Raw genomic sequence first — 19245 nt, forward strand, 5'->3', positions numbered from 1 at the left:
ACGGCCTGCGCAGTCTCCAGACAACCATCAATAAAAGGAAAATTTAAGCTGCATTTTCCATGGAGTGATCCAGCCCCATGCGGAAACGGCAAGGCATAGCCAGCCCGGAAAGTCCTGCCAGTACAGCAGCAAGCCCAAGAAATAACACCGGCGCCTGAAGAAAACCCTGACCACACATTAACTCCATCAGGTAAGGCGACGCACCACCAAAAAGCGAAATACCCAGGTTATGACTGATAGCCAGACCGGAATAACGCACCGGGGTATCGAACAATTCAGTAATCGCCGCCTGGTAACAGCCGTTGATCAATGATGCCGGCAGGACCGTCACCATCAACAGTACCCAGAAGTGGCCGTCCAACAGGCAGTGAATCGCCGGCAACATACACAACAGCAACACGGCACAACCGGTAACAATCACCCTGCGACGTCCGATCCTGTCGGAAACCACACCCGCGCAAAACGTACCCGCCGCCAATAACAACATTGCAGTTGTCGTAAATCCGTAAGCACTCAGATGGCTGTAATGCAGGTGCTGGGCAATCATGGATGGCAGGAACAGGCAAAAGGCAGATACAGTTCCGGCAATAGCCACCAGCCCGATGGCAATTAGCAGGTTCTGTCGGTTATGCCGCCATAGCTGCAGGAAGGGCACTTTTGCTATCTCTCCACGCTCCACGATGGCGATGAACAGTGGTGTTTCTGCAATGTGTCGTCGCGCCAGGTAACCGGCCACTCCCAGCGCACCTCCGGTAAAAAATGGCAAACGCCAACCCCACTGCTGGATTTCTGCTTCCGTCAGCGTCGCGGCAATCAACATGGCAACTGCACCAGCCAGCACATGCCCAAGCGTGGCTGAGGTAATAATGGAAGCCGTCACCAATCCGCGCTGGTTGGGTGGCACCTGCTCTGCGGCATAAATGATAGAACCGGGCAACTCCCCGCCAACTGACAATCCCTGAACAATCCGGCACGCCACCAGCAATCCCGGTGCCAATCCCCCCACCAGCGCATGACCCGGTAACAGTCCAATACCCAGTGTTGCCAAAGACATCAGCAAAATCGACAAACGGAACAGTCGCTTACGACCAATCCGGTCACCAAAGTGACTGAATAGCAAACCACCCAGGGGACGGGTCAGATAACCCAGCGCAAAAATGGCAAAAATCCAGAGCCGACTGCCCTCTTCCCCCGGAATAAACACCCGGGTCAAAACATCCGCAAACAGGAACAGAATGGCAAAATCAAAGAATTCCAGTACTGCGCCTACGCAGGTAATCAGCAATAACTGCCGCACATCAGGCTCCGAAGGTCTATGAATGTGAGTGCGGGAAATATAGAGCAGCCAACGACAGGCTGTGGTGAAAGGAAAAGAAATTTTCAGGAATGTATAAGCAGCCTATCGAATCAGGTGTGCTGCATACCGTATTTGGAATGTAGCGTCAGCCCAACGCCTGATATCATCAGCCTGTGACGAACTTAAGGGGTTGAAGCCTGGAAAGGTTTACCCTTTTTCTTGCCTGCCAGATTTCATAATTATCCTGCATGCTCAACCAGCTCTCAGGTGTACGCCCCAGAACCTTAGAGAGGCGTAATGCCATTTCAGGAGACACCGCACTCTTGCCTTTGATAACACGATTTAACGTAGAGGCTGCAACCCCCAGCTATTCGGCAAGATACCGGCAGCTGAGCCCGTAAGACTCCATATAGACAGATTCAATAAATTCACCCGGATGTGGCGGGTTGTGCATAGCCATTAATGATAATCCTCATAGTTAAGGATGTACGCATTGCCATCCCGAAACTCAAAAGTAACACGCCAGTTACCACTCACTGAAATTGACCATATCCCCGAACGATCCCCCTTCAGCGGATGCAGTAAAAACCGGGAAGATCAATATCATCCAGCATCTGGGCGGTGTCGATTGCAGTCAACTGCATTCTCAGCTTCTTCGCGTGCTTTGCCTGGATGCCAGACTTTTTGCCCGTTTCAAAGAACTGTTTCAGCCCTTTGTGTTTAATGATTTAATCATGAATGAAAGCGTAGCGCACCACGCAACACCCGACAATAACAGGTTTGTTATACAATTTTTTTGGGGAGGGAATTTTCAGCGGGATTTCAGAACATCCAGCACATCATCCAGCTCGGCTTTCATCTGTTTGACCAGTTGCCGGAACTGGCTGGCATCCTGGCTTTCCTCTTCGCCGGATAACCGGGCGCGGGCACCGGGGATGGTGTAACCCTGTTCATAGAGAAGACTGCGGATCTGTCGGATGGTCAGCACATCCTGACGCATATAATAACGGCGGTTACCACGACGCTTAACCGGCTTGAGCTGGGGAAACTCCTGCTCCCAGTAACGCAGCACGTGGTTCTTCACATCGCAAAGCTGACTGACCTCACTGATAGTGAAGTAGCGCTTGCCGGGAATAGGAGGAAGGGAACCTTCCCCTTCCTCAATTGCTGGTATCGCTTCCTGCATAGGCCTCTACTCTCGCCCTGAGTTTCTGGCCGGGTTTGAACGTCACCACCCGCCGGGGAGTGATGGGGATTTCTTCACCCGTTTTCGGGTTGCGGCCGGGGCGCTCACCTTTGTCGCGCAGGTCAAAGTTGCCGAAACCGGACAGTTTGACCTGTTCATTCTCGATCAGAGCCTGGCGGATTTCCTCAAAAAACTGCTCCACCAGGTCCTTGGCCTCGCGTTTGTTGAAGCCGAGTTCTTCATGAAGATAATCGGCAATTTCCGCCTTGGTCAGCGCCCCCATCCCTTACTTCCTCAGTGTTGCCTTAACCCCGTTCTCCAGTGCACTGACGACACTGGCAAATAACGCGTTAATCTCATCATCCTTAAATGTGCGGGAAGGATGTTGCAAGGTCAACCCCAGGGCCAGGCTTTTTTGTCCTTCCGGGACACCCTGACCGGTGTAAACATCGAACACCGTCACCGTTTTCAGCCATTCACCGGCCTGCTCACGGATAATCTGCTCGATGTCGCCAGCCGCAACCGACTGATCAACAATCAACGCCATATCACGACGCACTTCCGGGAACCTGGACAGTGCCTGGTATTCAGTCACACGCCCTTGCTCAACGGCAGCCACGTTCACTTCGAACAGGTACGCAGGACCATTCAGGTCCATCAGCTTGACCAGGGACGGATGCAGCGCACCCACTACACCAATCACTTTGCCATCACGCAATACTTCTGCACACTGGCCGGGGTGCATGTTGGCACGACGTGCAGTACGGAAAGACCAGGCACGATCATCGCCGCCCAGGGCCAGCAACGCTTCCAGATCACCCTTGATGTCGTAGAAATCGACAGGTGTGTTGTTTCCGGTCCAGCCTTCCGGCTCGCGAGAACCGGTGATAACACCCGCCAGCCACAATTCCTGCGCCAGTTCACCGTTTCTGGTGACGAAGGTCTGACCAGATTCGAACAGACGAACACGCTGTTGCTGACGGTTCTGGTTGTACTGAACGGTTTTTACCAGACCCGGCAGCAGGCTGGTGCGCATAACGGACATTTCACTGGAAATCGGGTTGGACAGAGCCACCGGTTCCAGTTCCGGTTCAAACGCTTTGTGCAGCGCAGGATCGATGAAGCTGAAGTTGATCGCTTCCTGGTAACCACGGGCCACCAGTACACGACGCATGACTTCAATACCCTTGCGGCCTTCGTCGATCTGCTTCAGCTGTACGCGCGCGACAGGCGTCGTTTCCGGCAGATTGTTGTAGCCATAGATACGGCCCAGCTCTTCGACCAGATCTTCTTCGATGCTGATATCGAAACGCCAGCTGGGAACGGCTACTGTCCAGGTGCCTTCACCGGTTGCAGTCAGGGTCAGGCCCAGACGGCTCAGCAGGGCTTCGATGTGGTCATTCTCAATGGCCACGCCCAGCAGGGATTCTACCTTTTCGGCACGCAGATTGACCTGCTTCAGGGACGGCAGATCCGCTTCACTGGCCACTTCAGAGACAGGACCCGGCTTACCACCGCAAATCTCAAGGATCAGCTGAGTGGCACGCTCAATGCCCTTGCGCTGCAGCTGGAAATCCACGCCACGCTCAAAACGGTGGGAAGAATCTGTATGCAGGCCGTAGGAACGAGCCTTGCCAGCGACAGTGATCGGATTGAAGAACGCGCTTTCCAGGAAGATGTTGCGGGTCTCGGTGCTCACACCGGTATTCTCGCCCCCCATCACACCGGCAATAGCCAGCGCTTTGCTTTCGTCAGCGATGACCAGCGTGTCGTCAGTCAGCTTCACTTCGGAGCCATCCAGCAAAGTCAGTGGCTCACCGGCTTCGGCCATACGTACACGAATAGAACCGGACAGGGTATCCAGGTCAAAACCGTGCATGGGCTGACCCAGCTCAATCATCACGTAGTTGGTGACATCCACCACCGGATCAATGGAACGGATACCGGCACGGCGCAGGCGTTCGCTCAGCCACAACGGAGTTTCTGCAGCAACATTCACATCACGGATCACACGACCCACATAACGGGGGCACCCCGCCGGCGCTTCCAGTTTTACCGGGAAGGTGTCATCAATCTGCGGTGCGCATTCTGCGACTTCCGGCTCACTGACGTCCGCCAGGTAGTTGGCGCTGACCTCACGGGCGAGACCGGCGATGCTCAGGCAGTCGCCACGGTTCGGAGTCAGGTCGACATCAATAATGGCATCATCCAGATTCAGGTATTCACGAATATCCTGACCCACAGGCGCATCCGCAGGCAGTTCCATCAGACCATCGGACGGAATATCCATGCCCATCTCTTCGCCAGCGCAGAGCATGCCGAAGGATTCCACGCCACGAAGCTTGGCTTTCTTGATCTTGAAGTTGCCGGGCAATACCGCACCGATGGTGGCAAACGGGGCTTTCAGGCCAACACGGGCGTTGGGCGCACCACAGACCACCTGGAACTCTTCACTGCCGGTAGACACACGGGTCACACGCAGTTTGTCCGCATCCGGATGCTGTTCGCAGGCGACAATCTCACCTACCACGATACCGGTAAACTCACCGGCAACCGCTTCAACGCCATCCACTTCCAGGCCGGCCATGGTGATCTTGGCCGCCAGTTCCTCGGTACTCGCCTCAGGGTTCACCCACTGGCGCAACCACTGTTCACTGAATTTCATGCTTTGTTCGTCCTCATCGCCTGACGGTGTTTTGATGCCGTCAGGACACACTCAAATACTGTCAAATCCCGCCCTTTCCTGCCGGAAAGGTGATCAGTGGAACTGCTCCAGGAAGCGCATGTCGTTTTCGAAGAACAAGCGCAGGTCCTTCACGCCGTAGCGCAGCATGGCGAAGCGTTCAACACCGAGACCAAAGGCATAACCGGTGTATTTGGTGGCATCGATACCGGCGTATTCGAACACCTTCGGATGTACCATGCCGCAGCCCAGCACTTCCAGCCACTTGATGGAACCGTCTTCATTGCGGCCCCACTCGATATCCACCTCGGCAGAAGGCTCAGTGAACGGGAAGTAGGACGGGCGGAAACGCACCTGAAGGTCGTCACGCTCAAAGAAGACACGCAGGAAGTCCACCAGCACGCTCTTCAGATCGGCAAAGCTGACCTTCTCACCCACGTACAGGCCTTCCACCTGGTGGAACATGGGGCTGTGGGTCTGGTCGGAGTCGCAGCGGTAAACCTTACCTGGGCAGATGACCGCAAACGGCGGCTTGCCGCTTTCCATCACCCGCACCTGGACCGGTGAGGTATGGGTTCGCAGCACGGTGCCGGGGTTAAAGTAGAAGGTATCGTGCATGGCACGGGCCGGGTGGTGCGACGGAATATTGAGCGCTTCGAAGTTGTGGTAATCATCTTCGATCTCAGGGCCGTCGGCCTGTTCGAAACCGATGGTGCGGAAGTATTCGGTAATCCGCTCCATGGTCCGGGTCACCGGGTGGATGCCGCCAATGGCCTGGCCGCGGCCCGGCAGGGTGACATCGATGGTTTCACTGGCCAGGCGGGCTTCGAGCACCGCATTTTCCAGCGCTTCACGGCGAGCGTTGATGGCGGTCTGCACCTGCTGCTTGGCAGCGTTGATGCGAGCGCCAGCGGCCGGTTTCTCGGCAGGCGGCACGTCACGCAGACTCTGCATCAGCAGGCTGATTTCACCCTTTTTGCCCAGGTACTGCACACGTACCTGATCCAGGCTGGCGGCGTCACTGGCGACGGCGACGGCCTCCAGTGCGGCGTTGGTCAGAACTTCGAGATTTTCCATGGGATTTGAGCGTCGGAACCTTGATTCACGGGTGATGCAAAACGGGCTAGTTTACCGGCAATGCCGGGACTTGAACAGCGGGAGGACAGGATGCAGCGGTGTTACATCATCGACAAAAAAATGGCTGCAGCCATAATAGACCCATACAAAGAAAAACCCGCCGGAGCAGGTCTTAATACATCCTGACTCAGTTGTTTCGATTCTCGCCTTTCCTGGGGTGAGAAGCAGGCCGAGGAGGCACTTCAGGACGGTCGCCTTTACGCCTGACCTGACTGACCTGCTCCACCGAAGGAGGGGGCGGAAAATCATCCCGTTGACTGGCCTCGAAAGCGGCTTGATCAACCACTGACGGCGAAGGAGGCGGAGGGGGTTCAGGAAACGTATCAAGATGTTGATTGTCAGCAAAAGCCTGAAGCTCCTCATCACTCATGGCAGGCGGAGGCGGAGGCGGCACATCATATTCCACGGATTCTGGCAACATGGATTGAGACAGCACCGTTCCAGCCAACGTTGAATCCGCATTACTCGCTATCGAATCATCAACAGATGCGGCTGACTCAGCTGTTTTTATCGTTTTTGAGAGTGAAAGATTAAAGCCTACTTTGCTGCGTAGCTTCTCAGCCAACATCGCCCTGTCAGTTGCACTCACGTCATCACAGGTCTCACGCAACAGATAATCTGAACACGAGATCAGTCGATCAATCTCCTGATCCATACAACTGACCTGCGCCAACAGCTGTTCTTTCAATTGGTTACGTAGTAGAGAGGATTTATCCGTTTTTTCCAGCTCTTTGCACAGCTCATTATACCGTATTGCCAGGTTCTCAAGCGCAGTTCCTTGAAGGAACACCATGGTCTCTGGCTTAACCTGGCGAAAATCCTTAGCTTTAACGCCGTCAGACGTATTGATAACAAGGGTACGAAGTGAACGCTTTACGACCTGAAAGAATATCCACAAACGACTGTAGTGTTTTATTTTACCGATTGTCGGTTCATTAACCTTTGTTGTCTCAGTGACTAAATCATCAATGGACTCATAAGTCTTACCAATCGCATCAAGCTCAGATGGTGCGAGGGCTTGTGGGCCATCAGCCGCTGCACAGGCAACATCCTTTACCGCCGAGTTAACAGTAAACCCTTTCTCTTTCGTTAACTGCTTGAGCACCGATGCAAACAGTAAAACCTGTTCAGCATCAGCGGTAACAGTGGAAGGTTCATTAACAATGGCTTCCGTGTCAGAAGCGGTCCTGATTTTCGTTTTCAGGTTACCGGCATTGCCCGGCATAGGTATCTTCAGACCCTGACCGTTTTCCATCAGTGCATTTTTGCGCTCCTGCAGTGTTTTTACCGCGGAGCTTGCCATAGAAGTCCCACTTTCAGAACCTGCACCCACAGAAGACTCAACCTCTGTTGTTTCAACATCAAATCGATTGGTACGCCCTCTTGACTCTGAAGCGCTGTCCTCATGCGAAGCGGCATCCTCCCCCCCAACAGGAAAAGAAACACCAGTGGTATTACCAGTAATACTATTATTCTGTCTTGACATAAAATGCTCCGTGCTTTCACCCATTCTTTGTTGTGATTATAGATAAACAGCCTTAAAAACCTTATCAAAAACAATATTCAGACAATAAAACCAAACCCAATAGAACATAACGAAATTAAAAAAAACGCCCAAAGTTTAAATTCCGTTAAAAAACAAACAAACCTTTCACCCAACCCAGTAAGCCCGCAAAAACTCTACCATTACAAATAGCATCAACATTTTACAAGTGATCAGGTCATGTTTGATATCAAAGGCGGTGAAACGATTATCTTCTCAAAAAAACACCGGACAGATGCAGCAAAATTTGCAATAGAGATCAACAGTGGGAAACAAGCCATCGTTGAAGCCATCAAAGCATTTTTCAGTTTAAAGGTCTCAATTGTCGCCAATAAAAAGACCGAAAACTACATGACAGATTGCAAAGAAAAAGTTGATACCGCACTCAACAAAAATCTTGTCGACAGGGTCATAACCCCCCGGGGCTTTGATACTCGCGTAAAAAGAGGAAAAGCCATGAATTACGAGCGACAGGCTGTTATAAGGACATGGCCGTTCAAAGGCATCATGCATCCCGGTCACGCGGCTTTATCAGTGAAAAACAACCTTGAATGTGACGATAAACACACTTACATTAGCTGGTGGCCCACAACAAGGCGAATCGGTGGTATTAGTAATCATTTATCGAGCAACTCCCGTTTAGGGGAACTCATCACTGTAAGAAAGGGAAGATCAGCTAAGGGCTACGCGAACGACAAATATTCTGAACTTTCTGATAGTGCCCGCAAACTTCTGAGGGAGGGAACAACAAAACCAAGAGAAAGACAAAAGCCATTATCACGGGATATCAAGAAAAGTGATGATACCACTGATAAAAATCCATGGGGGGTTGCTGCTGACAAGATATATGTCCCGTTACTAGGCCAAAATAAACGGCAGGGAGAAAAAAACAGCCAATTCTTTACTGTATTCGGCTTACAAGAGGGCAAAATGGATTTATTTTGGAAAACCATTAAAAACACAAAAAATGAAACAGACGAAAAATACATGGCAACGTATAAAATGTTCAGCAAACACAAAAATTGTGTCGGCATGGTGTTAACAGCACTGGAACAAGGTGGCGCAGAATTCTTCGTAAATAATTTATGGCCATCAAAAACATCCACAAACCCAAACTATCTGCACAAAAAATGTATCAAATTACAAGAGAGAATGGATGAACTTAACGAAAAATCCAACCAAATTCTAAAAAACTTTAACGAAAAAAAACAAAGACTCAGTGAAAATGAAGCGAAAGCAGTAAAAAATAAAAAACTACGATCCACCGTCGTTGAAATCAGAAAAAAATTAGACCGTTATCCTGATGAAAAAACGACAAGGGAAATGCGTTCTCTCTACACAAAATTTGACAAAATCATAAATCTAGCTGGAGAAGGCAAGCTTAGCTTAACTGCCTTAACCCCCATCAACATTGAAATCGTAGAAGAAATGACAAAACTACGGGCAAGCAATGCAAAATGGAAAGACAATACAGAGATAGACTTTCTATTTCTCAGCGCTTATAAAAAAGTATGTGATTTAATGGAGAAAACCTATACAACTGAAAATGAACGATACAAAAACCTAAACGACTCACTCAATTAATGAGATGCAGGGCTAGTTCAGGCTGTAGGGACGCATCCAAGTCTTATTCAGCAGCACTAGCGCTGACAACTGGCAACCCCCATCGCCACAGAGCTAACAGAAATACCTTTCTTTCTCGTCATCTGTTCAAGCACCTCTCCAAACAGTGCAATCTGCTGAGTATCAAAGCTAGATTTTAGTTATTTATCATAGGGAGGACATTAAGCCCATCAGCCGCAGAAAACCTGCCTGAAACACAGAGGCTCATCCCGTTCGACAAACTTGACATACCCAAAACAAGCCTTACTGGGCGCCCGAGATGAATCACTCCGAGATTAGTTCTATTCAACACCGTTTGCAGGTAACTCTTTCTGAAAACCGATGCTGGCTTTACTTGCAAAGAGCAGGCGCAGGGTTTTCATCGCTCTGAAAAAGTGCTCAAATTCCGGCCAAGAACGGAAAGCGTAAACATGTCGCTCGCGACAGACGTACCGGGCGTTCAGCTCTGGGATTGGTTGCTACAGGAAGTTTTTAATGTCCTCCCTATACAAAAAGAAAACGTTTTGTCATATAAGAGATAAATTCAAAACCAAATTCCAATAAAAAATTAATCGCTCCCTCCAAAAGAAAAAATTTAAAACCTCAAAAAAATAACAACTCCATTCATTATCTATACTAACCAGTGTCAAAATAAATAACGTTAAGGAAGCGAGGAGAGCACTATGCAAAGTCCAGTAGGTTCAGGCGGCAACACACACATAACACAACCAACAGCCAATAATGAAGTTACAAATGAGACAGAAGAGACCGCTACTGGTCACTCAAATACTCTAAGCAAAGATGTTGATCGTACTGAAGGTACAAGTAACGTTGGCAGCTCTGGCGCTGAATCTGCTGTTAGCGATAAAACGCTCCAGTCAAGATCAAAAATCACCGTTTCCGATAGCGAAATTAACGAAGACAGTGAATTACCCATTTACGAAGATGTACTAGTTAAAACAGACGCTGAAACTGAAAAGCTTGTATCAGCCTCACCAGAAACAAAAGCAGGTATCAAAAAGCATTCGAAGGCCTGGATGTTTTTCCAAGGAATAAAACGATTTTTCAACGCATTACGACTACATAACAATCCAGAAAAGCTGACACAAAGGGATTTCAAGAAAATGCCTGATTATCTAATTGAGCATAGCGAAGGCAGCTTGAAAGAAATGCTTGTAAACTACAACAGCAAACTCGACGCGTGGGAAGATGTCGCCGGTAATGGTACGCAAGATACTGCATCTCCTAAAAAGAAAGAACTATTACAGCTTGCCAAAGATATTTTTGAGTTTTCCCATACATGCTCTCAATCTGAAGGTGACGAGTTAATCTCTCACTTTAAAGGCATATCGGACGAAAGCGAACAAACTCAGTTTATTGAAAATATGAAAAGTCGCCTTTCATTTGACCCTGCACGGGTTAACGATAAAGAACCTGCACCTATCACATTTGTCCTTCCAGAGTTTACAGATAGTAAAAACAGTGAGGGTGATGCTGATGCCCGTAGAACACCTCCCCCTGTCCCACCCAAGCCTAAGGTTTCTTAGCGGTCACAATAAAGCAGCTTTAGCTTAACCTAAAAAACCCGCTTCGGCGGGTTTTTTTCATCGCAGTTCTGCACAAAATAATATCCTCTGCCGCTTACTACCACCTAGATACCTCCAATACATCGTAGGTACAATCCGCAAGCACATGTCGCCAACCACTATTGTTGCACACCTGTCGCCTGAATAAAGTGCGCGCTCATCCTGCCTGCAGGTGAATTGACAACCTTGAACGAATACAGGAACCATCCACAACGGGTGGTTTTTGCATTTCCATGGTAAAGGTATAAAGATGCAATCGACGCAAGCGGCTCCCCGTTCGGCAGCCAAACCTAACTTCGCCCCCTGGCTGGGTGTCATCTTCCTGATCTACCTGCTGCTCGTAGCGGTTAGCATGATCGGCTCGGGCTTCAAATGGGCCTCTGGTGGTGCTGAAGGCGCCCGCCAGCTGTTCGCTTTCGCCACCAATCCGCTGATGGGCCTGGTGGTCGGCGCCATGGCTACCGCACTGGTACAATCTTCCAGCACAGTGACATCCGTCATTGTCGGCCTCGTGGCTGGCGGCCTGCCGGTACCCACAGCCATCCCCATGATCATGGGCGCCAACCTCGGCACCACTGTGACCAACACCCTGGTCAGCATGGGCCATGTCGGCAAGCGTAAGGAGTTCCGCCGGGCATTCTCTGCCGCCACGGTACATGACTTCTTTAACCTGATGGCCGTGGCGATCTTCCTGCCACTGGAAATCATGACGGGATACCTGGGCAAGACGTCCGAATACCTGGCCAGCCTGCTGGCAGGTGGTGGCAGCGTCAGCATCAAGGGTCTGGATTTCATCAAGCCAATGACCCAGCCAGTGCTGGATGTCTTCAAGGACCTCTATGCTGGTCTGCCAGGCATCACTGGCGGCATCATGCTGGCCCTGACCGGTCTGGCCTTTATTTTCCTGTCCATCGTTTTCCTGGGCAAACTGCTCAAGCGTCTGATGGTAGGGCGCGCAAAGGCGATTCTGCACAAGGCGATTGGCCGCGGCCCTCTCACCGGTATCGCTTCCGGCACCCTGATGACCATCGCCGTACAGTCTTCTTCCACCACCACCAGCCTGATCGTACCGCTGGCAGGCAATGGACTGTTCAAACTGAAGGAAATCTATCCCTTCACCCTGGGCGCCAACATCGGCACTACCATTACAGCCCTGCTGGCAGCGACGGCAGTTTCAGGCAGCCATGCATTCTTTGCCCTGCAGATTGCCCTGGTACACCTGCTTTTTAACCTGAGTGCCGTTATCCTTATTTATGGCATACCACAGCTTCGGAAGATTCCCCTGCGCACCGCACGGCGTTTTGCGCAGATTGCCAGCCGTCGCAAGTGGATCGTTCTGGCCTATGTTGCCGGGGTCTTCTTTATTATTCCCGGCCTGTTGATTGTTATCACTGCATAAGAGAATCCTGCCATGACGACAATGAAGGAATACAAGGCCCACCGGAAAGCCCTCAAAAAACAGATTGAGGAAACCCGGGCATTGCTGGAGCGCCTTGAGGCGGAGCTGGAGGAAGACCGGCACGAGATGCAACATGAGGAAGTGGACCATCTTGAGGAATACATCGAGAAGGCACAACCTCACATCAGCGACTTCCGCACCCTGACCCAGTCTGCGATGGAAGACCTCGGGAAATCCGTTCACCGACTGGTCGACGCAATCCGGGGCCAGAAAAAAGACTGATGCAAAAAATGCCCCTTCCGGGGCATTTTTTATGGTTAAAACATGCGATGTTTAGCGCACAATCTCATGGAAACGGGACAGGATAGTGTCAGCAATATCCAGCCGCTGAAAGGCTGACAAATTACTCATTCTCTCAAGATCCAGCCAATGCAGGTGCAGATAAGGCGATCGGGCCTTGAACTCACGCAGATCACCTTTCTTGATAAGCGGCAGGAAACTGTCTTTTTTACTCAGCACCCGGTTAAAGGCTTCGCTCAGCGGCATAGTCACCCATTTCTCTTTTCCCTTGACAGGCATTCGCATGAAAAAGCCCTCTTTTCCCAGAAGCTCGCCGGGAAACAGCATGATATTGGAGGGCCTGACCGCTTCCGCCCTGACGGAATCAAACGTCTCATGCCAGGCCTGCTCATCAGGGAGAATCTGGATCTCGTTGTCGCCGTATTCATCGGTGTAATGCAGGCGGTAATTACTGTACAGCTGGCAGACGCTTTCAGAATAAACGCAGAACACATCACGAAACTGCTGCATGTAATCGTAGGCTTTCTGCTGGTAAATAATATGCTTCAAATCCCAGCGCAAATCCGTATTCGTTTCCATAGCCCCCCCACACCAGGCGTATATCTGACACCCACTCCAGCGTCCTGCTATCGGGCAATGACTGTTAACCACAGCCTAACAGACGACTGACTTCTTTACTGTGAACAGTATCAAGCTATCACGCATCATACCTGCGACCCATCACAGTTATCTGTAAAGCTTTGGTAAAGCTCCTGATCAGAAACACCCAAACTTTGCAGTAATGCACTAGTATTTCCCCACCCTGCGAAGCAACATTCGCCACCACTTCTGGTAACCCATTCCCAACTTCAGCGACGTCTGGATCGTCGTTGTCTCCACAACCCCGACAACCTCCCAGGGCGCATTCTCCGGCTCAATTCTTAATGGCGTTCTTAAGCATTCTTTCAACCTGTTCACCTGAACCTTGCTGAGCCTGTGATCGCGACTTACAGAGACAAAACTGCTTTTAGACGCCATACATTTAACAGGGGCCCGGGACCTGAATAACTTGCTTAAATCTGGATGGTACAATTCTGTTTTGGGAGTGGGATATTCCAACTGAGGGAACACCTGCATATACCAAAAAGGCATCCCCAGTCGGACCAACGGTAGAGCAGGAGCACTGGCTATGGCGGCTGAAATTATCGATTTCAAACAGTTTAAAAACCAAACCAGCTGTTTTCATGGCGGAATTGACGCCATCGAAAACACCAGATTTGACTATATCTCGACGCTATTGACTTGCCACTCAAAACACACAAGCTTTATCTATCAACAGTTGCTCACTAAAAGCAATCCGTACGACAAATTATTTTCGCTCTCCCTGCCCGGTAACTTGGAATAATTCAATACACTGATCAACCAACGCATAAATCATTTCCAAAGACACTTTCAAGGTTATTTTTTCACTGAACTTTCGTTTTAACTCTTCGACATTATCACTGTCGATATCTATTTCCATATTTTCCAAGTCACTATCTGTCATACCGTTTACTGCATTAATCCCCATACTCTTAAGCAACTCTCTCAAGGTGTCCAATGCATCAGCAATAACATCGTGTCGTAACTTTTCGAACTTATTTCTATCGCTCTCCTTAATAACTTCCGTTATCACTTTTGACTCAGAAAACATTGGAACTGCATGCTTGTAATCTATATTTTCTTTCAGCCAAACAATTTCAGCCCACAATCTATTGAGAAAATCAACCGTGCAGGCAATCACAAATTTCTTCGGCATGTTTCGATACCGATAATAACCCGCCCGATAATGATGCTCCTTGAATTCATCGGGCAGAATATCTCTAAGCTCATCCAGGATCCCTCGTATTATCTCCTGCCGTTCCCTTTCCGCAGCATTTGTTTCCCCTCGGGTCTTCCTACCTCTTCTTTTTTTCGCTTTTCCGGTGATGCACCGTTTCGATACTGCCCCACCTGAAATTTGCGGACTTTCCATCAATAAAGCACTACTGACCGGATCCACTTCATGCGTCGTGCGAGCTGATAATCCGGCTGTGCCGGGCCTATCGTCGGGCAAGGCAACTAAAGCCCCCTCCGTCGAGGATGAATCATAATCCGACTCAGTGCTCGATCCTCCTTCGTAGCTACTTGATAAATAACCACCTTCGCGAATTAATCGCACTCCTTCCATGAGCATTAACCTATGAAAAAATCAGTCTCACCAGAAACTGAAAAAATGAAATTAGCTATAGCTATCGACCAGAATGAACTGAATAGCCAATGCTATTTTTTACATTGGCAACAGTCCTTTGGTAATAACATCCTTGTCAGAAATACAAACAAAATGCAGAAAGCGAAGGCAAAAAAAAGGCCGCACAAGGCGGCCATAGATATGGGGTTTGAGCCACACCACCGGTGCAACCTGTCATCCTATGACAGGCACTGGAGAAGCAACCGATGACAGACCCAGAATAACGTGGCGTCCGGTGACTGACCACCGACTTTACGGAGTCTTACGTACAACTGACTGCCGCATCGAAACGGATACATAAGACTACAAAAACATTTTGCAGCTTTTTCAATGCCAACAAACGGGGAACTAAAGTGAATATGGCGCGCTCGGGAGGATTCGAACCTCCGACCGCCTGGTTCGTAGCCAGGTACTCTATCCAGCTGAGCTACGAGCGCGCAAAAGATGTGACAACATTACATTGTCGAATTGACTTGCAGAAGATGGCGCGTCCGGGAGGATTCGAACCTCCGACCGCCTGGTTCGTAGCCAGGTACTCTATCCAGCTGAGCTACGGACGCACATGAACTGCAATTTCACCAGGTACCGCCTGAAGCAATACCCTAATGAACTGGCGCGCTCGGGAGGATTCGAACCTCCGACCGCCTGGTTCGTAGCCAGGTACTCTATCCAGCTGAGCTACGAGCGCGCAAAAACGGATTCAGGATGATTAATATCATCCAAAAGACTGTCAGGAAATGGCGCGTCCGGGAGGATTCGAACCTCCGACCGCCTGGTTCGTAGCCAGGTACTCTATCCAGCTGAGCTACGGACGCACATTAAACTGCAGACTTTCCAGCCAACATCTCATGATATTGTCTGAGCAAGTATGGCGCGCTCGGGAGGATTCGAACCTCCGACCGCCTGGTTCGTAGCCAGGTACTCTATCCAGCTGAGCTACGAGCGCGCAAAAATAAATCAGGATGATGAAATCACCCAAAAGACTGTCAGGAAATGGCGCGTCCGGGAGGATTCGAACCTCCGACCGCCTGGTTCGTAGCCAGGTACTCTATCCAGCTGAGCTACGGACGCACATTAAACTGCAGACTTGTCAGCCAACATCGCATGATATTGCCTGAGTAAGCATGGCGCGCTCGGGAGGATTCGAACCTCCGACCGCCTGGTTCGTAGCCAGGTACTCTATCCAGCTGAGCTACGAGCGCACTTCCTTACGGGATGCGAACTATAGAGATACGCGCTGTTTGAGTCAATATGCGGCAAACCGAACCGCCGTCTTTTCTATACCTTCTTTATAAAGGCGCAATCCGTCGCAACCGGCCCGGCTTTCTCATACAATACGCGCCATGAGCGAACTGATAGCACTGCTGTTGCTGATTGCCGGTATCTGGTACTGGCAGGACACCGCCCTGGCCCGGGAGATCGCCCTGCGCCAGTGTCGTCGAACCTGCAGGGAACTCGGTCTGCAATTGCTCGACCAGACCGTCGAGCGGACACGCAGCCGGCTGGTTCGAGTCAATGGCGGGCCACGGGTGTTGCGTCGGGAATACCGGTTTGCGTTCACCACAACAGGGGAACAGCGATATGCCGGCTACTTCTGCATTGTCAGACGGCAAGTTCTGGATCTTCACCTGGACCTGCCCGATGAGACGACAGATGAACACTCGTCACCCCATCAGCTATACCTGCAACCCGATCAGACAGTGCATTAATACATCAGAGCGCACCACAGACTTTTATCAGAGATGACTGACAATGCCTAGCGCCAACGAACTCAAGAAAGGCCAGATTGTTGAAATCAACGGCCACTATTACATGGTCAAAAACGTCGAGTCCAAGAGCCCGTCATCCCGCGGTGCCCAGACGCTTTACAAGGTGCGTTTCAACCAGGTGCCCGGTGGCCGTAAATACGACGACACCTTTACCGGCAACGACATGCTGACCGACGTAAACATGATGCGCAAGCCGGTTTCCTTCCTTTATAAGGAAGGTGACCTGTACACGTTCATGGACCAGGAAGACTACAGCCAGTACACCCTGGAAGCCTCCGCACTGGAAGACCAGCTGCCCTACATTCAGGACGGCATGGAAGGCATCACCGCCCTGCTGGTAGACGACAGCCTACTGGCACTGGAACTGCCCCAGTCCGTCATCATGGAAGTGGTTGAAACCAGCCCGGCCATCAAGGGCTCCACCGCGGCGGCGCGCACCAAGCCGGCCCGCATGGCCACCGGCCTGGAAGTTCAGGTGCCGGAATACCTGGAGCAGGGTGAAAAAATCAAGATTAACACTGAAACCGGCAAATTCATGTCCCGGGCTTAAATCGTCAGGACAGGATACTGAAAGGGATGACCGGCACCATCGCCGGTCAGATCGCACGCACAGGTTGATGACCGTGAACACACAAGCAACCCTCCTCGACAGCCGGGCCAACGCCCGCCAGCTAAGCCACCGACTGAAGACACTGAAACCCTGGCAGCAGGCTGCCTTTGCCATTGCCATGGCGGAACGGGGCTGGCCCAACTTCGCCCTGTTTGCCGATGTGGCTGAATTTGGCGAGCCGGACGAAGTCCGCCACTGCCTCAATATGCTCTGGGATTATGTGGCAGGACAACAGTCATCCAAAAATTTCGAGCGACTGCTGGAACGGCTGGAAGACCAGACACCGGATGTGGATCAGTTTGACATGTATGGCGTCTACCCCGCACTGGACGCGATTGTTGCCATCACCACCGCGGTTCAGTGCGCCATGCAGCCCTCACTGGAAGAAGCCGCCAGTACCGGTGCACTGACGCTGGCCACGATCGGTCGCTTTATCCGCTTCCGCGAGGCCGATGAACTGAGCGGTACAGAACTCGCCCAGTACATTGAAGAACACGAACTGTATGAGGCACAACAGGCGTTCATCAGTGAAGTCATCAGCTGCCTGGAAAAGGCGCCGACACAAAAGCCTGAAATGAAGAAAACCCTCAGGGAACTGGCCGCCAACGACAACACCAGCCACCTGGGCATCAGCCTGGACGGTTAATGGGCAACCCATCCCCTGTTATGGCCTTACCGTCACAACAGGGGCAACGCTTACCGATAAAGCCTTTCCAGGTTTTCCACAATCACTTTCCGAACATTGCCAATATCTATCGCCGACAAGCCAGCTGGCTGGCTAACATCCAGTGCATGAAGTGCTAGCGCCGGCATCCCCTGCTCATAATCATCCAGCTCTTCCCGGACAAGCACCGGCAGGAAATCCTGCCCCAGGGTAAGGTAACGATTCACCAGTTTCTTGAGCCCCACCTGAAAAGGCATTTCGCGAGAACCCACCAGCTTGTTTTGTGCCGGAATCTTGAGATAAAGACCCGAAGCACCCACACATTCACCGGGAAACACTTTGATCCCAGTATCTACCACAGCGTCTGGCGGCAACGGCCGGAAGCAGGCATTCATGGCATCATCCGGCAGCAGGATCATCACGGACTGCTCCGCCTCATCCGGCAGAACAAACCGGTATTGCGTATATAATACTTCTTCTGAACGGGAATACAGGCAAAAGCACCCTTCGAATCGCGCTAAAAAATGGAGCGCCTCGGAACGATTATCAATACTGCCCGGATCCCACCCCAGATCTTCCCTGTCCAGCAGCTCTCGCCAGCCGTTAAAGGCAACGGCCTCGACAGACTGACTCATACTCCCTCCCCCGTGACAGCAAAAAGCCATGCGACTGTTATATTTATTCTTGTCTGCAGCGCCTTATCGCACAGACTGTGCCACTGAAGACAAGTCTTTTCACAGCACCGCAAACACCACCCAAAATGCCAACACTGTCACAGAATAGATCAGGCAATCGATCAATTAATGTGCAATCAATCTGTCCATTGATACTTTCAACTTTTATTTCATGGCCACCCTCAATCTGGCCTGACAAAAACGGTCACGCTGCCCTGACCTGTTGTGACAGTTTTATGACCGCAGTCTGACTGTCAAAACAGCCGCCAGCCGATATAATCCAGCCAAACTTCAAATACGGAACGAACCATGGATATAGCCGCCTTTGATGATCTGATGCTGACACTACTGGTACCCGGACTTATCCTGTTCATGGCCTTTATTGTCTGGGACCTGGCAAAGCACTCGAACGCCGGCAAATTCGGGACATTAATACTTTTTGGCGTTTTAGGGTTGGGCGTACTGGGCTTTGTGATCAAGAAACTGGTTGCCATGAACCTTGGCCTATAAACCCACCAAACCCTCAACAAACTGATAACAATAAGCA

Annotated in this window: 21 protein-coding genes and 7 tRNA genes; 8 read left to right on the top strand and 20 right to left on the bottom strand. The window is 50.7% G+C overall.

Going from position 1 to position 19245, the window contains the following annotated elements; genetic code table 11:
* Positions 1–43 precede the first annotated feature (43 nt).
* From AC27K1_RS09060 to AC27K1_RS09100, 9 genes are all read right to left on the bottom strand, one after another.
* On the bottom strand, positions 44–1297 hold the full coding sequence (locus AC27K1_RS09060) for an MFS transporter (RefSeq protein ID WP_487149967.1): 1254 nt from the start codon (positions 1295–1297) through the stop codon (positions 44–46).
* Between the two features lie 166 nt (positions 1298–1463).
* The gene (locus tag AC27K1_RS09065) at positions 1464–1664 is read right to left on the bottom strand and encodes a HigA family addiction module antitoxin (RefSeq protein WP_487150263.1); all 201 of its coding nucleotides are present in this window, start codon (positions 1662–1664) and stop codon (positions 1464–1466) included.
* A 92-nt stretch (positions 1665–1756) separates the two neighbouring features.
* Positions 1757–1834, bottom strand: a complete 78-nt coding sequence (locus tag AC27K1_RS09070; protein WP_269676005.1) for a type II toxin-antitoxin system RelE/ParE family toxin — start codon at positions 1832–1834, stop codon at positions 1757–1759.
* A 32-nt stretch (positions 1835–1866) separates the two neighbouring features.
* Positions 1867–2025, bottom strand: a complete 159-nt coding sequence (locus tag AC27K1_RS09075; RefSeq protein ID WP_487150265.1) for a type II toxin-antitoxin system RelE/ParE family toxin — start codon at positions 2023–2025, stop codon at positions 1867–1869.
* An 83-nt stretch (positions 2026–2108) separates the two neighbouring features.
* On the bottom strand, positions 2109–2483 hold the full coding sequence (locus AC27K1_RS09080) for a MerR family transcriptional regulator (protein WP_487149969.1): 375 nt from the start codon (positions 2481–2483) through the stop codon (positions 2109–2111).
* The gene (gene ihfA, locus AC27K1_RS09085; protein WP_345196182.1) at positions 2458–2766 is read right to left on the bottom strand and encodes an integration host factor subunit alpha; all 309 of its coding nucleotides are present in this window, start codon (positions 2764–2766) and stop codon (positions 2458–2460) included. Before ihfA ends, AC27K1_RS09080 begins: the two co-directional genes overlap by 26 nt.
* 3 nt (positions 2767–2769) lie before the next feature.
* Positions 2770–5148, bottom strand: coding sequence for a phenylalanine--tRNA ligase subunit beta (gene pheT, locus AC27K1_RS09090; RefSeq protein WP_487149971.1), 2379 nt, complete (start codon positions 5146–5148; stop codon positions 2770–2772).
* 93 nt (positions 5149–5241) lie between these two features.
* Positions 5242–6243 carry a phenylalanine--tRNA ligase subunit alpha gene (gene pheS / locus AC27K1_RS09095; protein ID WP_345196180.1) on the bottom strand — a complete coding sequence of 334 codons (1002 nt, stop codon included), beginning with the start codon at positions 6241–6243 and terminating at the stop codon, positions 5242–5244.
* A gap of 187 nt (positions 6244–6430) precedes the next feature.
* Positions 6431–7813, bottom strand: a complete 1383-nt coding sequence (locus AC27K1_RS09100) for a hypothetical protein (protein ID WP_487149974.1) — start codon at positions 7811–7813, stop codon at positions 6431–6433.
* A 213-nt stretch (positions 7814–8026) separates the two neighbouring features.
* Between AC27K1_RS09100 and AC27K1_RS09105 the strand changes: the two genes are divergently transcribed.
* From AC27K1_RS09105 to AC27K1_RS09120, 4 genes are all read left to right on the top strand, one after another.
* On the top strand, positions 8027–9430 hold the full coding sequence (locus AC27K1_RS09105; protein WP_487149975.1) for a hypothetical protein: 1404 nt from the start codon (positions 8027–8029) through the stop codon (positions 9428–9430).
* A 701-nt stretch (positions 9431–10131) separates the two neighbouring features.
* Entirely contained in the window at positions 10132–10995 is an 864-nt protein-coding gene (locus tag AC27K1_RS09110) for a hypothetical protein (protein WP_487149976.1), read from the top strand.
* A gap of 289 nt (positions 10996–11284) precedes the next feature.
* Positions 11285–12433, top strand: a complete 1149-nt coding sequence (locus tag AC27K1_RS09115; protein ID WP_487149977.1) for a Na/Pi symporter — start codon at positions 11285–11287, stop codon at positions 12431–12433.
* A gap of 12 nt (positions 12434–12445) precedes the next feature.
* On the top strand, positions 12446–12715 hold the full coding sequence (locus AC27K1_RS09120) for a hypothetical protein (protein WP_487149979.1): 270 nt from the start codon (positions 12446–12448) through the stop codon (positions 12713–12715).
* A 51-nt stretch (positions 12716–12766) separates the two neighbouring features.
* Here the strand turns inward: AC27K1_RS09120 and AC27K1_RS09125 are convergent, their stop codons facing one another.
* The 10 genes from AC27K1_RS09125 to AC27K1_RS09170 all read right to left on the bottom strand — a co-directional run bounded on the left by AC27K1_RS09125 (position 12767) and on the right by AC27K1_RS09170 (position 16183).
* Positions 12767–13312 carry a hypothetical protein gene (locus AC27K1_RS09125; protein ID WP_487149980.1) on the bottom strand — a complete coding sequence of 182 codons (546 nt, stop codon included), beginning with the start codon at positions 13310–13312 and terminating at the stop codon, positions 12767–12769.
* A gap of 207 nt (positions 13313–13519) precedes the next feature.
* A complete protein-coding gene (locus AC27K1_RS09130) occupies positions 13520–13681 on the bottom strand; it encodes a hypothetical protein (protein WP_487149981.1) in 162 nt (53 codons plus the stop codon).
* Positions 13682–14081: 400 nt separating this feature from the next.
* Entirely contained in the window at positions 14082–14921 is an 840-nt protein-coding gene (locus AC27K1_RS09135; RefSeq protein ID WP_487149983.1) for a hypothetical protein, read from the bottom strand.
* A gap of 420 nt (positions 14922–15341) precedes the next feature.
* Positions 15342–15418 (bottom strand) — tRNA-Arg (locus AC27K1_RS09140).
* A 46-nt stretch (positions 15419–15464) separates the two neighbouring features.
* Positions 15465–15541: transfer RNA gene (locus AC27K1_RS09145), tRNA-Arg, on the bottom strand.
* A 51-nt stretch (positions 15542–15592) separates the two neighbouring features.
* Positions 15593–15669, bottom strand: a tRNA-Arg gene (locus AC27K1_RS09150).
* Positions 15670–15719: 50 nt separating this feature from the next.
* Positions 15720–15796, bottom strand: a tRNA-Arg gene (locus tag AC27K1_RS09155).
* A gap of 54 nt (positions 15797–15850) precedes the next feature.
* A tRNA-Arg gene (locus AC27K1_RS09160) sits at positions 15851–15927 on the bottom strand.
* A gap of 48 nt (positions 15928–15975) precedes the next feature.
* Positions 15976–16052: transfer RNA gene (locus tag AC27K1_RS09165), tRNA-Arg, on the bottom strand.
* 54 nt (positions 16053–16106) lie between these two features.
* Positions 16107–16183, bottom strand: a tRNA-Arg gene (locus tag AC27K1_RS09170).
* Between the two features lie 141 nt (positions 16184–16324).
* Between AC27K1_RS09170 and AC27K1_RS09175 the strand changes: the two genes are divergently transcribed.
* The 3 genes from AC27K1_RS09175 (at position 16325) to AC27K1_RS09185 (ending at position 18006) form a co-directional block, all read left to right on the top strand.
* Positions 16325–16690, top strand: coding sequence for a DUF3301 domain-containing protein (locus tag AC27K1_RS09175; RefSeq protein WP_487149985.1), 366 nt, complete (start codon positions 16325–16327; stop codon positions 16688–16690).
* A gap of 43 nt (positions 16691–16733) precedes the next feature.
* Complete coding sequence (gene efpL, locus AC27K1_RS09180; RefSeq protein WP_345196946.1) at positions 16734–17300, top strand: elongation factor P-like protein EfpL; 567 nt, start codon at positions 16734–16736, stop codon at positions 17298–17300.
* Between the two features lie 73 nt (positions 17301–17373).
* A complete protein-coding gene (locus AC27K1_RS09185) occupies positions 17374–18006 on the top strand; it encodes a YjaG family protein (protein WP_487149987.1) in 633 nt (210 codons plus the stop codon).
* Positions 18007–18056: 50 nt separating this feature from the next.
* Here AC27K1_RS09185 and AC27K1_RS09190 read toward each other — a convergent pair whose 3' ends face one another.
* Positions 18057–18659 carry a hypothetical protein gene (locus AC27K1_RS09190; RefSeq protein ID WP_487149989.1) on the bottom strand — a complete coding sequence of 201 codons (603 nt, stop codon included), beginning with the start codon at positions 18657–18659 and terminating at the stop codon, positions 18057–18059.
* Positions 18660–19007: 348 nt separating this feature from the next.
* On the opposite strand from AC27K1_RS09190, the gene AC27K1_RS09195 reads away from it, so the two are divergent.
* On the top strand, positions 19008–19208 hold the full coding sequence (locus tag AC27K1_RS09195) for a DUF2788 domain-containing protein (RefSeq protein WP_487149991.1): 201 nt from the start codon (positions 19008–19010) through the stop codon (positions 19206–19208).
* Positions 19209–19245 lie beyond the last annotated feature (37 nt).

It is taken from the genome of Kistimonas ophiarachnellae (assembly GCF_057552235.1).

Bases quoted from the DNA above. Each gene is read 5' to 3' on its own strand.
- AC27K1_RS09080 (WP_487149969.1), bottom strand. From the start codon at position 2,483: ATGCAGGAAGCGATACCAGCAATTGAGGAAGGGGAAGGTTCCCTTCCT.
- ihfA (WP_345196182.1), bottom strand. From the start codon at position 2,766: ATGGGGGCGCTGACCAAGGCGGAAATTGCCGATTATCTTCATGAAGAA.
- pheT (WP_487149971.1), bottom strand. From the start codon at position 5,148: ATGAAATTCAGTGAACAGTGGTTGCGCCAGTGGGTGAACCCTGAGGCG.
- pheS (WP_345196180.1), bottom strand. From the start codon at position 6,243: ATGGAAAATCTCGAAGTTCTGACCAACGCCGCACTGGAGGCCGTCGCC.
- AC27K1_RS09100 (WP_487149974.1), bottom strand. From the start codon at position 7,813: ATGGGTGAAAGCACGGAGCATTTTATGTCAAGACAGAATAATAGTATT.
- AC27K1_RS09105 (WP_487149975.1), top strand. From the start codon at position 8,027: ATGTTTGATATCAAAGGCGGTGAAACGATTATCTTCTCAAAAAAACAC.
- AC27K1_RS09110 (WP_487149976.1), top strand. From the start codon at position 10,132: ATGCAAAGTCCAGTAGGTTCAGGCGGCAACACACACATAACACAACCA.
- AC27K1_RS09115 (WP_487149977.1), top strand. From the start codon at position 11,285: ATGCAATCGACGCAAGCGGCTCCCCGTTCGGCAGCCAAACCTAACTTC.
- AC27K1_RS09120 (WP_487149979.1), top strand. From the start codon at position 12,446: ATGACGACAATGAAGGAATACAAGGCCCACCGGAAAGCCCTCAAAAAA.
- AC27K1_RS09125 (WP_487149980.1), bottom strand. From the start codon at position 13,312: ATGGAAACGAATACGGATTTGCGCTGGGATTTGAAGCATATTATTTAC.
- AC27K1_RS09135 (WP_487149983.1), bottom strand. From the start codon at position 14,921: ATGGAAGGAGTGCGATTAATTCGCGAAGGTGGTTATTTATCAAGTAGC.
- AC27K1_RS09175 (WP_487149985.1), top strand. From the start codon at position 16,325: ATGAGCGAACTGATAGCACTGCTGTTGCTGATTGCCGGTATCTGGTAC.
- efpL (WP_345196946.1), top strand. From the start codon at position 16,734: ATGCCTAGCGCCAACGAACTCAAGAAAGGCCAGATTGTTGAAATCAAC.
- AC27K1_RS09190 (WP_487149989.1), bottom strand. From the start codon at position 18,659: ATGAGTCAGTCTGTCGAGGCCGTTGCCTTTAACGGCTGGCGAGAGCTG.
- AC27K1_RS09195 (WP_487149991.1), top strand. From the start codon at position 19,008: ATGGATATAGCCGCCTTTGATGATCTGATGCTGACACTACTGGTACCC.